Raw genomic sequence first — 14,026 nt, forward strand, 5'->3', positions numbered from 1 at the left:
ACTCCGGACATAAAGGGCAGCTTCGGAAATTCTCAAGCGTTCAGCACACGGCCGTAAGCATCTAGCACCGCTTCCTTCATCGTTTCGGACACGGTCGGATGCGGGAAGATCGTGTGCATCAGCTCTTCCTCGGTCGTCTCGAGGTTCATCGCCACGACGAAGCCCTGAATGAGCTCGGTGACTTCGGCGCCGACCATGTGGGCGCCGAGCAGCTCACCGGTCTTCTTGTCGAAGATCACCTTCACCATGCCCTGGTCCTCGCCGAGCGCGATCGCCTTGCCGTTCGCGGCGAAGGAGAAGCGGCCGACGCGGATGTCGCGGCCCAGCTCTTTGGCTTTCGCTTCAGTGATGCCGACAGAGGCGACCTGCGGATTGCAATAGGTGCAGCCCGGGACCTTGCCCTTGTCTGTGGGATGGACGTTCGGGAGGCCGGCGATCTTTTCGACGCAGACGACGCCCTCATGCTCTGCCTTGTGCGCCAGCATCGGTGGGCCGGCGACATCGCCGATCGCATAGATGCCGGCGACATTGGTCTTGCCGTAGCCGTCGATGACGACGCAGCCGCGGTCGGTCTTGACGCCGAGCGCCTCGAGGCCGAGGTTTTCGATATTACCCTGAACGCCGACGGCCGAAATCAGCCGGTCGGCAGTGATCTGCTGCACCTTGCCATCGGCCGTCTCGACATGGGCGGTAACGCTGTTCGTGGCCTTGTCGACCTTCGAGACCTTGGCGCTGGTGAAGATCTTGAGGCCGCGCTTTTCAAGCTGCTTGCGGGCGATGGCGGTTATTTCGGCATCCTCGACCGGCATGATGGTCGGCATGACTTCGACGACGGTCACGTCGACGCCCATCGAGCGGTAGAAGCTGGCGAATTCGATGCCGATCGCGCCCGAGCCCATGACGATCAGCGACTTCGGCAGCACATCCGGCTTCAGCGCCTCGAAATAGGTCCAGATCAGCTTGCCATCCGGCTCGATGCCAGGCAGCGCGCGCGGACGGGCGCCGGTCGCGATGATGATGTGCTTGGCGGTATAGGTACCCTCACCGCTCTTGACGTTCTTCGGCAGCGGATGCTGCGGTTCGACAACGGGCTTCGACGATTTGCCGACAACGATCTCGCCGGGCTTGGTGATCTTCGCTTCGCCCCAGATGATGTCGATCTTGTTCTTCTTCATCAGGAAGCCGACGCCGGCATTCAGTCGGGCGGAGACGGCGCGCGAGCGGCCGACGACGGCCTTGGCATCCGGCTTGACCGTGCCTTCGAGAACGAGGCCGAAATCCTTGAAGTGATTGGCGTGGTCGAGCACCTCGGCCGAGCGCAGCAGCGCCTTGGTCGGGATGCAGCCCCAGTTCAGGCAGATGCCGCCCATATGCTCGCGCTCGACGATCGCGGTCTTGAGGCCGAGCTGGCTGGCACGGATGGCGGCGACATAGCCGCCGGGACCCGAGCCGATGATGATGACGTCGTAGGATTCAGCCATGTGTTTCCTGCCTTTGTTACGCTGCGCTGCGGGTCATGAGCACCCACGCATGTCTCTTGCTGTTTTCGAAGAGCGGCACGGCATCGGCGCGCGCAGCCTCCAGGAATCCGTTTCTTCCATAAAGCGACAAAGCCGCTTCGTTGTCGCTTGCGGTGATCAGGCTGACGGGCCGCCGATCGGCCCTTTCGATCTGATCGTCCAGCAGCCTGCGTCCGATGCCGATGCCGCGCAGATGGCGATAGACGCCGAGACTGCCGATGAACCAGCTTCCCACAACCGTTTTCTGCAAGGCGAGCATCGGTGCGGTTGCCGGAATCGTCGCCTCGATATCGCCTATCCCCTCACCCAGCGCATGGCCGATCGCCACACCCGCGACCTCGCCATAGGCCTCGGCGATGACGGCATCCCGCCAACCGCCGACGGCTTCCTCCTCGCTCATCTTCAGCCGGCCTCGCTCCAGCGGCGTATCGCTCACGCCGTTTTCCACACCGGCAAACCAGAGCCAGGAGGCAAACCCGCGCGATGCGATATCCGCCAGAATCGCCAGCTCCGAGGCATCCCGCCGTGAGGCCTGCCGGAGGGCGATGAAGGAGGCCATGGTCAGATCCCCAGCATCATCCGCACGATCGATTCCAGCCCGCGTCCGAGCGCACGCGTATTGTCCGCATCGAGGTGAATGCCATCGATCGGCGTGGTCTTGGCGACGGAATTGCCATCGAAGAAGCCACAACCGAGTTCGTCGGCAAGATCACGATAAAGCGTTGCAAGCTTCGCCGATTCCTCGATACCGCCGGGAAAGGATGCGGCGAAGGGCACGTTGCCCGTCGCGCGGATCGCCGGCGGCGCCACGATCAGAATCTCCGGCCCATCAAATTCGAAGGGCCAGGCATGATTGCGGATCAGCCGCACGAGGCGGCTGATGCCCTGGCAGGCGGCAAAGGCCGAGCCTGCCACAACCGGCTTCATGTCATTGGTGCCAAGCAGAAGGATGACCAGGTCGAGCGGCGCATGCGTCTGCAGGATCGTCGGCAGGATGCGCGCGCCGTTGCGGTCGCAATCGGCGAGATGGTCGTCGAAAGCGGTGGTGCGACCGTTCAAGCCTTCGGCGATGACGCGCGCCTCATGGCCGAGCGCTGCCTGAAGCACGCTCGGCCAGCGATTTTTGTAATCATGACGGCCGATCGTCTCGGCGTCATAACCCCAGGTCAGCGAGTCGCCATAGCAAAGAACGGTCTTGGTCATTTCCGCCTCCGCGCCGCTATCAGACAAGCATGCCCATCGGGTTCTCGATGTAGCCCTTGAAGGCCTGGAGCAACTCGGCGCCGAGCGCGCCGTCGACGCAGCGATGGTCGGTCGAGAGCGTGACGGACATCACGGTGGCAATCGTCATTTCGCCCTTCTTGACGACGACCCGCTGTTCGCCGGCGCCGACCGCGAGGATCGTCGCATGCGGCGGGTTGACGACGGCTGCGAAGTTCTTCACGCCCATCATGCCCATGTTCGAGACCGAACTGGTGCCGCCCTGATATTCCTCAGGCTTCAGCTTGCGATCCTTGGCCCGCTTGCCGAGATCGCGCATCTCGTTGGAGATCGTCGACAGGGTCTTTTCCTCGGCCTTGCGGATGATCGGGGTGATCAGGCCGCCGGGGATCGAGACGGCGACGCCGACATCGGCGTGCTTGTGCTTGACCATGTTGCTGTCGGTCCAGGAGACGTTGGCATCCGGAACGTCGCGCAGCGCCAGCGCCATGGCCTTGATGACCATGTCGTTGACCGAGAGCTTGTAGGCCGGAGCGTTGTCCTTGCGCGGAGCCGCATCGTTCAGCTGGGCGCGCAGCGCCAGCAACGCATCGAGCTCGCAATCGACGCTGACGTAGAAATGCGGGATCGTCTGCTTGGATTCGACCAGTCGCCTGGCGATCGTCTTGCGCATGCCGTCATGCGGCACGAGCTCGTAAGAGCCCGGTTCGAAGAGCTTGAGCACGGCTTCTTCGGACGCGCCCTTCGGTGCAGCGGCGGCCGGAGCCGGCGCGGCAGCCTGCGGGGCAGCAGCGGATACGGGCGCAGCAGCAGCCTTGGCGCCACCGCCGGCAACGGCGGCTTCGATGTCGCTCTTGACGACGCGGCCGTGCGGGCCGGAGCCTGCGACTGCCGAAAGGTCGATACCGGCTTCCTTGGCTAGCCTGCGGGCAAGCGGCGAAGAGAAGGTGCGGCTGCCATCGGATGAAACCGAGGCGGGTGCGGCGGTGGTTACAGGTGCCGCAGCCGGAGTGGACTGGGCCGGAGCTGGCGCAGCCTCGGCCTTCGGCGCGGCTGCGCCGTCAGCCTTCGGCGCCGGAGCGGCGGAACCCGCACTGCTTGCGGCAGCGGAGACATCCTCGCCATCGGCGGCGAGAACCGCGATCAACGCATTGACCTTGACGCCTTCGGTGCCGGCAGCAACGACGAGCTTGGCGACCGTGCCTTCATCGACGGCTTCGACTTCCATCGTCGCCTTGTCGGTCTCGATCTCGGCGATCACATCGCCAGACTTGACCTTGTCGCCTTCCTTGACCAACCATTTGGAAAGATTGCCTTCCTCCATGGTCGGAGAGAGGGCGGGCATCGTGATATTGATCGGCATCGAAACACCCTCCCCTTATTTGTAGCAAACAGCCTTCACCGCATCGACCACTTCGCCGACGTTCGGAAGGGCAAGCTTTTCGAGATTGGCGGCGTAAGGCATCGGAACGTCCTTGCCTGCGATCGTCAGGATCGGCGCATCGAGATAGTCGAAGGCCTGCTGCATGACGCGGGTGGCGATTTCGGTGCCGACGGAGGACTGCGGATAACCTTCCTCGACGGTGACCAGACGGCCAGTCTTCTTCACCGATTCGATGACAGTCGGCAGGTCCATCGGGCGGATGGTGCGAAGGTCAATCAGTTCGACGTCGATGCCGATCTTCTCGAGTTCGGCGACAGCCTTGGTCGCATAACTCATGCCGATGCCGAAGGAGACCACAGTGACGTCCTTGCCCGGACGATGGATGCGGGCCTTACCGATCGGCAGGACGAAATTGTCGAGCTTCGGCACGTCGAAGTGCTGGCCATAGAGAATTTCGTTTTCGAGGAAGATGACCGGGTTCGGATCGCGGATCGCAGCCTTCAGCAGGCCTTTGGCGTCGGATGCCGTATAGGGCATGACGACCTTCAGGCCGGGAATGGCGCTGTACCAGGCTGCATAATCCTGGCTGTGCTGGGCGCCGACGCGAGCCGCAGCACCATTCGGGCCGCGGAAGACGATCGGAGCACCCATCTGGCCGCCGGACATATAGAGCGTCTTGGCGGCGGAGTTGATGATGTGGTCGATCGCCTGCATGGCGAAGTTGAAGGTCATGAATTCGACGATCGGGCGAAGGCCGGCCATTGCGGCACCGACGCCGACGCCGGCAAAGCCATGCTCGGTGATCGGCGTATCGACGACGCGGCGGGGGCCGAATTCCTGCAGCAGCCCCTGCGTGACCTTGTAAGCGCCCTGGTATTCGGCGACTTCCTCGCCCATGACGAAGACGTTTTCGTCGGCGCGCATTTCTTCAGCCATGGCGTCGCGGAGCGCTTCGCGCACGGTCGTCGACACCATTTCAGTGCCGGCCGGGATTTCGGGGTCGTTCGGAACGACAGCCTTCGGCTCGGCCGGAAGCGGCGCGGAGGCGGAACCGGTGTTGGTCGGCTTCTCTTCCTGGGCAACCGCGGGCGCTGCCGCGGCGGCGGGCTTGGCGGCGGAAATGTCCGAAGCGGATTCGCCGTCCTGCAGCAAAACAGCGATCTTGGTATTGACCTTGACGCCTTCAGTGCCGGCATCGACGAGCAGCTTGCCGATGATCCCTTCATCGACGGCTTCGACTTCCATCGTCGCCTTGTCGGTTTCGATTTCGGCAATCACGTCGCCGGAGGTGACCTTGTCACCTTCCTGCTTCAGCCATTTGGACAGTGTGCCTTCTTCCATGGTCGGAGAGAGGGCGGGCATGAGGATATCGATAGGCATGGGTTCCCTCCCCGATTAGAGCAGAATGTCGGTATAGAGCTCGGATGCATCCGGCTCCGGATCGGCCTGGGCGAAATCGGCACTGTCAGCGACGATATCGCGGACATCCTTGTCGATCGCCTTCAGATCGTCTTCGGAAGCCCAGCCCTTTTCGACGAGGCGAGCCTTGACCTGTTCGATCGGGTCATGCTCGGAGCGCATCTTCTGCACTTCGTCCTTGGAGCGATATTTCGCCGGGTCGGACATGGAGTGACCGCGATAACGATAGGTCAGCATTTCGAGAATGATCGGGCCCTTGCCGGAACGGCAATGTTCGAGCGCCTCGTCGGCCGCAGCCTTGACGGCGCGGACGTCCATGCCGTCGACCTGAATGCCGGGGATGCCGAAGCCGGATCCACGAAGCGAGTAGTTCGACTGCGCAGTGGCGCGCGCGGTCGACGTCCCCATGGCGTAACGGTTGTTCTCAACGATATAGACGATCGGCAGCTTCCAGAGAGCAGCCATGTTGAAGCTCTCGTAGACCTGGCCCTGGTTGGCGGCGCCGTCGCCGAAATAGGCGATGGAGACATTGTCGTTGCCGCGGTAGCGGTTTGCGAAGGCAAGACCCGTTCCGAGCGAGACCTGGGCACCGACGATGCCATGACCGCCGTAGAAATGCTTCTCTTTCGAGAACATGTGCATCGAGCCGCCCTTGCCGTGGGAATAGCCGCTGCGACGCCCGGTCAGTTCCGCCATGACGCCGCGTGCTTCCATGCCGGTTGCCAGCATATGGCCGTGATCGCGATAGGCGGTGATGACCTGGTCGCCTTCCTTCTGCGCCATCTGCATGCCGACGACGACAGCTTCCTGACCGATGTAGAGGTGACAAAAGCCGCCGATGAAGCCCATGCCGTAAAGCTGGCCGGCCTTCTCCTCGAAGCGACGGATCAACAGCATCTCGCGATAGGCCTTGAGCTCTTCATTGCGATCGAAGTCGGCTACAGGGCCTCCATTCGATGCTTTGGCTGCCGGTTTTGCTGCAGTTTTGCGGCTGGAAACGGTCGCGGTCTTTCGCGGCGCCATTCAACCCTCCCTATGGGTTTGTCGTTTCTTGGTGGGGCGTACCATAGGGAAGAAATATGACCACAGCAATGCCATAATTGCATGGCTCGTATTCGCTGCTAAATTATTGGAAGAACTATGAAAATTCCAATTAACCTGTTTTCGGTTAATTGGAATAATGGTTGAATATGACGATCTCGTCCGCGCGCGACATGTTGAGCTGATAACGCGCTTTTTCGTCCAACATATCCTTGTCGAGCGAGCCGTCACTGAGGAGCGCGACCTGATTTTCCAGATGTTCGCGCTTCGCCTTCAAGACTGCAAGCTCTTTTTCACGCGCGACACGCTGATGCTCGAACGTCTCCGTTGCGCGCAGGCCGTAATCGCCATGGATGCAATGATAACCGAAATAGGAGAGGAAGGCGACCGTCATGGCCGGAATGACGAAGCGACCGATCTTTCTCTTCTTATGATGCTTTGTCCACATACACGCATGCTCTTGAACGCATTACCAATTCGTTCAATCTAACGCGCAGAGATTAACCGTTCGTTGACTCTAAAATCCGCGCAACAAAAAACCCGCGCCGGGAAGGCGCGGGTCAAGCCATTGAACATCAGATCCGATCAGCCGCGAATGATCGAGCGGCCGGCATACTGGGCCTGCGGGCCGAGGCCCTCTTCGATGCGGATCAGCTGGTTGTACTTGGCAAGACGGTCGGAACGCGACAGCGAGCCGGTCTTGATCTGACCGCAGTTGGTGGCGACCGCGAGATCGGCGATGGTCGAATCTTCGGTCTCGCCGGAGCGGTGCGACATGACGGCGGTATAGGCCGCCTTGTGCGCCGTGTTGACGGCATCGAGCGTTTCCGTCAGCGAGCCGATCTGGTTGACCTTGACGAGGATCGAGTTGGCGACGCCCATGCGGATGCCGTCGCGAAGACGGGCGGAGTTGGTAACGAAGAGATCGTCGCCGACGAGCTGGGTCTTCTTGCCGGTCAGGTCAGTCAGCGTCTTCCAGCCGTCCCAATCGTCTTCGGCCATGCCGTCCTCGATCGAGATGATCGGATACTTGGCGGCGAGCTCAGCCAGATATTCGGCCATGGCGCCCGATTCCAGCGTGCGGCCTTCCCCTTCGAGAACGTATTTGCCGTCCTTGAAGAATTCGGTCGAGGCGCAGTCGAGGCCGAGGTAGATGTCCTCGCCCGGCTTGTAGCCGGCTTTCTCGACCGACTTCATGATGAAGTCGAGAGCTTCCGAAGCACTCTTCAGACCCGGTGCGAAACCGCCTTCGTCGCCGACATTGGTGTTATGGCCCTGCGCGGCAAGTTCCTTGCGCAGCGTATGGAAGACTTCCGAACCCATGCGCACGGCTTCGGCGATCGAATCGGCGCCGACCGGCAGGATCATGAACTCTTGGAAATCGATCGGATTGTCGGCGTGGGCGCCGCCGTTGATGATGTTCATCATCGGCACCGGCAGCAGGCTGGCGGAAGCGCCGCCGACATAACGGTAGAGCGGCAGGCCGGACGCCTGGGCAGCAGCCTTGGCGACGGCGAGCGACACGCCGAGGATGGCGTTGGCGCCGAGGCGCGACTTGTTCGGCGTGCCGTCCAGCTCGATCATGATATTGTCGATCTGGATCTGGTTTTCGGCGTCGATGCCACCGATCGCGTCGAAGATCTCGGTGTTGGCGGCTTCCACCGCCTTTTCGACACCCTTGCCGAGGTAGCGCTTGCCGCCATCGCGCAGTTCGACCGCCTCATGCGCGCCCGTCGAGGCGCCCGAGGGAACGGCCGCGCGGCCCATGCTGCCATCTTCGAGATAGACATCGACTTCGACGGTGGGGTTGCCACGGCTATCGAGAATCTCGCGGGCGATGATATCGGTGATTGCAGTCATGGGTTCTTCCTGCTCGGTGGGTGGTGATAAGTCGGTTCGAAACCTGTCTTAGTCGAAGGCGTGCAAATTACAATGCTGCAATTTCCAGCCTTCGAACCAGTGTTTGGATCTCGCCTAAAGCGCGTCGCGATCTTTCAGATTCGCTTGCCACGCTTTAGGTCTTTGGCTTTCCGCATGTCGTTGTCGCAAAACCGCTGCACACTTTTTCGCGACATGCCTATAGCACGATCATGTCAGGCTGTTGAACGTCAAGCCTTGGCGACCGCATCGAAGGCAAGCAGCTTTTCAAGCAGCCGCGGCATGTCCTTGAGATAGACCATGTTCGGGCCGTCCGAAGGTGCATTGTCGGGGTCCTGGTGGGTTTCGACGAAGACACCGGCAACACCGGCAGCCACTGCTGCGCGCGCCAGTGTTTCCACGAATTCCCGCTGACCGCCGGAGGAATCGCCCTGCCCGCCCGGCTGCGCAACGGAATGGGTGGCATCGAAGATAACGGGTGCGCCCATCGCCGCCATGATCGGCAGCGAGCGCATGTCGGAAACCAGCGTATTATAGCCGAATGAGGCGCCACGCTCGCACAGCAGCACGTTCGGATTGCCGCTGGCGTTGAGCTTCTTCAGGACGTTCTTCATATCCCAGGGAGCGAGGAACTGGCCCTTCTTGACATTGACGACGCGGCCGGTCTTGGCGGCGGCGATGAGAAGGTCGGTCTGGCGGCAAAGGAAGGCCGGGATCTGCAGGACGTCGACGACCTTTGCCACCTCCGCGCATTGCTCGGCGGTATGAACGTCGGTCAGGACAGGAAAGCCGAATTCCTTCTTGAGGTCGGCAAAGACCTCCATGCCCTTTTCGATCCCGATGCCGCGTTCAGCCGAAAGAGAGGTGCGGTTCGCCTTGTCGAAGGAGCTCTTGTAAACGAGGCCGATGCCGAGCTTTGCGCAAAGCTCTTTCAGCGTACCGGCAACCATGAAGGCGTGGTCGCGGCTCTCCATCTGGCAGGGACCGGCAATCAGCGACAGGCGGCCGGTATTGGAAAAGGTCACCTGGCCTTGGCCTTCGCCGATCTTGACTTCGGAATTCGTCTCAGTGCTCATCGTGTCTCCTCGAAGGCGAAGAGCGTGCCCTGCCCGGGCGCGGGCTTCACCAGAATGCGATTGTTCTTGCGCGTGTATGTCACCCCGTTAGCAGCCAAATGCGCTTCTGTCACGGCAAGATCGGCGACAATGAAGAGGATTGCCCGGCCACGCAGGCCGCGATCGGCGGATGATCCGGCGATCTCGAAATAGGCTTCTAGCCCTTCCGGCGTCATCAGGCTGATTTTCGCGTTCGAAGCAGCAACATTGACGCCAAAACCGGTTTTCTCGACTGCCGCCTGCGCCACGGCAAGGCCGACGAAGGCCCCGAAAGCAGCAGCATCAGGCGCGCAGAGCGCGATCTCGGCAATGCCGGTGACGCCATTGGCATGCGTCTCCAGCGCGCCGCGGTCGGCCGGCAGCGGATTGACGCGTTCGACGCTGAAAAGGAAGAGATCGGGCGCTCGCAGGTCACCGGCAAAAGCCAGCTTGAAGCCGGCGATGCTCTCGGAACCGTCCGGCATCGTCATCGGCCGGGTGAACTGCAGCATCTCGCCGGCGCTCGATCCGTTGCCGACGAAGTTCTGATGATCGATGCCGGCATCCTTACTGCCGAAAGCAAGCCCCGAAAGCCCCTCCTCGCCGCAGCGGAAGCGGAAGGCCCGGTTGCGGGCGGTGAAGACATTGCCTTGCCGCGCTGAGGCCTCGCTCTCCTCGACACTCGCAATCCCGAGCGGCTCCAGATAGGTCTTGTCGGCAAAAAAGACGCAGGCGTTTTCCGTTCCGAAGGGATGGCGTGCATCGGCGGCAACGGTGAAGCCGAGCTTGCCAAGCCTCTCGCGCGCCAGATCGATATTGACGACGGGCAGCACCACATGATCCAGCGGATGCGGCTTGGCGGAACGCTCGTTCATGATATCCCTCCTGGAAACGGCAAGAGATGTGCGATGGCGCGCCCCTCAATGCAACAGATGTGTCCCAATCCGGCGAATGAAAATAAAAATCTCAACGAGTTGGCGCCAAGTTTTACGGAAATTTAGCTACTTGCGGAACACATATGGAACATATAGTGTCTGTTCTGGATTTGTTTCAATCACGAGGTCACAACGTCGATGCTCACGCGCAAACAACAGGAGCTTCTCCTTTTCATTCATGAGCGCATGAAGGAATCCGGCGTTCCGCCATCTTTCGACGAAATGAAGGATGCCCTGGACCTCGCTTCCAAGTCCGGGATTCACCGGCTGATTACGGCGCTCGAGGAACGTGGCTTCATTCGCCGCCTACCGAACCGCGCCCGTGCGCTCGAGGTTATCAAGCTTCCGGAGGCCTACAGCCCCAGCATTCAGCCCCGGCGGGGCTTTTCGCCCAGCGTCATCGAGGGCAGCCTTGGCAAGCCGCAGCCGGTCGCCACTCCTGCTCCCGCAAAACCCGTCGCCGACAACGGCAACTCGGTCTCCGTGCCGGTCATGGGCCGTATCGCCGCCGGTGTTCCGATCTCGGCGATCCAGAACAACACCCACGACATCGTCGTTCCGGCCGACATGCTCGGTTCCGGTGAACATTATGCGCTCGAGGTCAAGGGCGATTCGATGATCGACGCCGGCATCTTCGACGGCGACACCGTGATTATTCGCAACGGCAGCACAGCAAGTCCTGGTGACATCGTCGTTGCTCTCGTCGACGACGAAGAAGCGACACTCAAACGCTTCCGCCGCAAAGGCGCCTCGATCGCGCTGGAGGCGGCCAACCCGGCTTACGAGACCCGGATTTTCGGGCCGGACCGCGTCAAGGTTCAGGGCAAGCTCGTCGGCCTCATTCGCCGCTATCACTGACATCAGGCAGTCTGGATTCGGCAAAACTGTTGCTGCGCCAGTCATAGGCGCGATGCCGCATCCATGGCCGCGACAATGCATCGAATGCGGTTGCGACCTCCAGGCCGGCGTCGGCGAAGCGCAACTCGACGGAACCGGTCCTGCGCAGCGTTTCGCCGGTGAAGAGCGTCGCCCCTGAGCGGCAGTTGTTGAAGCGCAGGCGGACCGACGTCACGACGATATCGGCCGCGTCGCATGCCGGACCGAGATAGGCGGCATTGTCGATGACAGCAACCACGTGACCATTGCCAAGCCTTGATGTGCACCAGGCCTTCTTGACGCAGGAAAAGCGGTTTGCTTCACCGGCCGCTGCAGCCGCCCGCATCGCCGACCTTGCTTCGTTCTGCTGATCGCGGGAAAGCCTGACACGGCGGTCTTCTCCCTCCGGCGGAATAACAGGACCATCCAGCATCTTCGGCGGGTGATGCGTCGGCAGGACCAGCGCTCTCTGCCACTGGTCGAAGATGAAATCCGGCGGTCTTTCACGGTTGGAAGCCATGGCCCCCGCCTCGACGATTGCGACGAGACCACCATCCTCCGAAATCGCCAGATCCGGCGGCCGGGGAACCGGCAGAAGCAAGAGGACGAGCGTCGAGACCGCGATGATCGATGTGCCGATATGGCGCAGCCGGGTGCGGAGCAGCGTCAGCAGCAGAAAGCCTGCGACGGCTATCGCGAAATACCAAGCGGGCAAGCGGCCGATGCCGATGTCGCCACCCCAGCCGGACACCGTCTTTGCGATCGCGATCACCAGATCGAGGCCGAATCCGACGACCTTCCAAGGCAAAACGTCCAGACCGAAAGGCATGAGCAGCATCGCCAGCAACCCGGCCGGCATGATGATGAAGGAGATGATCGGCATCGTCGCGAGGTTTGCCGGCAGGCCATAGGCAGTCAGGCGATGAAAATGCTCGATCGAAAACAGCGCGGTGGAAAAGCCGCCGATCAGCGAGGTCAGGAAGACGCCGCCGAAGAAACCCGCAACCGTAACGACGGGCCGAAACACCGGCAGCTTCAGGAAAGCGTTTTCGCGGACGCGCCGGTCCTTCCACAGCTGGTAGCCAGATACCAACGCCAATGTCGCGGCAAAGGACATCTGGAAGCTCGGACCCAAGACCTCGGACGGTGAAATGGCGAGAATGACGAGCGCCGAGAGAGCGACATTGCGCAGGCTGATCGACGGCCGGTCGAAGAAGACGGCAATCAACATGATCGCCATCATGATGAAGGCGCGTTCGGCCGAGACGGCAAAGCCGGAGATCAGGAAATAGGCCGTGACGGCGATGAGCGCGCCGGCAGCGGCGATCTTCTTGGTCGGATAGGCTTGGGCGACACCGGGAAAGAGGCTGAGCAGCATGCGGAAACCGACGAAGAAGATGCCGGCTGACAGCGCCATATTGAGGCCGGAGATAGCGATGATATGAGCCAGACCGGACTGGCGCAGCGCCTCCGTCGTCTCATTCGAGATGGCGCGCCGCTCGTCCGTCACCAGAGCAGCGGCAAAAGCGCCGGTGTCGCCGGGCAGGATCGACCTTATGCGGTCGCCGATACCGCTGCGCAGCCGGTAGAGACCTTCGAGCAGCGCTTCCGTCGTCGATCTGGCCGCTTGCGGACCTGCCTGCAAATCGACCTTTGTCGGCGCACCGTAGAAGAAGCCGTTGGCGCCGATGCCATCGAAATAGGCACCGAAGGAGAAGTCGTTGAGCTCAGGAAGCGCTGGACCTGCTGGCGGCGTCAGCCGTGCTCTGCCGGTTATGATATCACCGATCTCGAAAGGCGCGTCCGCGCCGCGGGCGATCGCGGTTATGCGCCCCGGCGGCCGCTTCACCTCCGGCGCCTCTGTGTCGGTGACGGCAAGAATATAGCGCCACCGCCCGCGACCATCGCCTTCGCGCCGCTCGACACGGCCGGTCACCGTCGTCGTCACTGATGAATCGAGGATCACGGTCGAAGCCCGTCGGCTCTCGAGCTGCGCCGAGACCACGCCGCAGGCGACAAGTGCAAGCGCCAGCAGCGTTGCCCGCAAAGCCGCCCGGCTGCGGCTGGCGATGAGAACCGCGACGGTCAGCACCAACAGGCAGAGCAGCGATGCAATGAGCGGGAAGTCCGATGCCGCTAGAAACCAGAAGGCTGAGCCGGCGCCGAGGAAGACCGGTGAGAACAGCAGCAGGCGGCCATGGTCCGCCTCTTCGCCCAGCATGCGCATGCCGGCACGCAGCGATTGCGAGGCTGCTGCCGGCAGCCGGTGGCGCCACGGTGTCGCCGACTGCGTCGTTGGCGGCCGCGTCACCACGACAGCCGGAGAAAAACCGGCGGAGTCGGCAAGGCCGGCGCCTGCTTCCGGCCGCAATTCGACTGTCGTCAACTCCTGCATGTGCTGCCCAAAGTCACTCGCCCCGACAGGCAGAATGCAACCGCCAATCAAATCCGGCAAGAATAATCGATTGAAAAGTGAGGGAAAATTGAAAGAGCCAAAAGAGCAGTCGAATCATCGGCTTCCGATATGCATGCGGCTCATCGCTGCAGTGCCTAAAAGGTGATACTGCAATGCACAAAATGCCATCACGGTAACTTGGCATTAGCCTCGCGATCATATAGCTATCGGTGAGGACGCTTAACCCCTATGGCGCTTTTATG

General features: G+C 61.5%; 12 protein-coding genes. 1 reads left to right on the forward strand and 11 read right to left on the reverse strand.

The features are described from left to right. Positions 1-32: 32 nt before the first annotated feature. The 10 genes from lpdA to AC1D1Z_RS07770 form a co-directional block, all read right to left on the reverse strand. Entirely contained in the window at positions 33-1,481 is a 1,449-nt protein-coding gene (lpdA, locus tag AC1D1Z_RS07725) for a dihydrolipoyl dehydrogenase (protein ID WP_477850039.1), read from the reverse strand. A 16-nt stretch (positions 1,482-1,497) separates the two neighbouring features. Further along, entirely contained in the window at positions 1,498-2,079 is a 582-nt protein-coding gene (locus AC1D1Z_RS07730) for a GNAT family N-acetyltransferase (protein WP_018241906.1), read from the reverse strand. A 2-nt stretch (positions 2,080-2,081) separates the two neighbouring features. After that, on the reverse strand, positions 2,082-2,723 hold the full coding sequence (locus AC1D1Z_RS07735) for an SGNH/GDSL hydrolase family protein (RefSeq protein ID WP_018241905.1): 642 nt from the start codon (positions 2,721-2,723) through the stop codon (positions 2,082-2,084). Between the two features lie 19 nt (positions 2,724-2,742). Beyond that, the gene (locus tag AC1D1Z_RS07740) at positions 2,743-4,104 is read right to left on the reverse strand and encodes a pyruvate dehydrogenase complex dihydrolipoamide acetyltransferase (protein WP_283185010.1); all 1,362 of its coding nucleotides are present in this window, start codon (positions 4,102-4,104) and stop codon (positions 2,743-2,745) included. Positions 4,105-4,119: 15 nt separating this feature from the next. Then, positions 4,120-5,505: a pyruvate dehydrogenase complex E1 component subunit beta gene (locus tag AC1D1Z_RS07745; RefSeq protein ID WP_018241903.1), complete on the reverse strand. Its 1,386-nt coding sequence runs from the start codon at positions 5,503-5,505 to the stop codon at positions 4,120-4,122. Between the two features lie 15 nt (positions 5,506-5,520). Then, positions 5,521-6,567, reverse strand: a complete 1,047-nt coding sequence (gene pdhA, locus AC1D1Z_RS07750) for a pyruvate dehydrogenase (acetyl-transferring) E1 component subunit alpha (protein ID WP_003559100.1) — start codon at positions 6,565-6,567, stop codon at positions 5,521-5,523. 145 nt (positions 6,568-6,712) lie between these two features. Next, positions 6,713-7,033 carry an FtsB family cell division protein gene (locus tag AC1D1Z_RS07755; RefSeq protein WP_018241902.1) on the reverse strand — a complete coding sequence of 107 codons (321 nt, stop codon included), beginning with the start codon at positions 7,031-7,033 and terminating at the stop codon, positions 6,713-6,715. Positions 7,034-7,170: 137 nt separating this feature from the next. Continuing rightward, complete coding sequence (gene eno / locus AC1D1Z_RS07760; protein WP_018241901.1) at positions 7,171-8,445, reverse strand: phosphopyruvate hydratase; 1,275 nt, start codon at positions 8,443-8,445, stop codon at positions 7,171-7,173. 248 nt (positions 8,446-8,693) lie between these two features. Next, a complete protein-coding gene (gene kdsA / locus AC1D1Z_RS07765; RefSeq protein WP_018445458.1) occupies positions 8,694-9,539 on the reverse strand; it encodes a 3-deoxy-8-phosphooctulonate synthase in 846 nt (281 codons plus the stop codon). Next, on the reverse strand, positions 9,536-10,432 hold the full coding sequence (locus AC1D1Z_RS07770; RefSeq protein WP_018445459.1) for a VOC family protein: 897 nt from the start codon (positions 10,430-10,432) through the stop codon (positions 9,536-9,538). Before AC1D1Z_RS07770 ends, kdsA begins: the two co-directional genes overlap by 4 nt. Positions 10,433-10,630: 198 nt before the next feature. On the opposite strand from AC1D1Z_RS07770, the gene lexA reads away from it, so the two are divergent. Beyond that, positions 10,631-11,350, forward strand: coding sequence for a transcriptional repressor LexA (gene lexA / locus AC1D1Z_RS07775; RefSeq protein WP_003539306.1), 720 nt, complete (start codon positions 10,631-10,633; stop codon positions 11,348-11,350). Here lexA and AC1D1Z_RS07780 read toward each other — a convergent pair. Then, entirely contained in the window at positions 11,331-13,763 is a 2,433-nt protein-coding gene (locus AC1D1Z_RS07780) for a ComEC/Rec2 family competence protein (RefSeq protein WP_113542279.1), read from the reverse strand. The genes lexA and AC1D1Z_RS07780 overlap by 20 nt on opposite strands. Positions 13,764-14,026 lie beyond the last annotated feature (263 nt).

This window comes from Rhizobium sp. P1_E1, assembly GCF_056406015.1.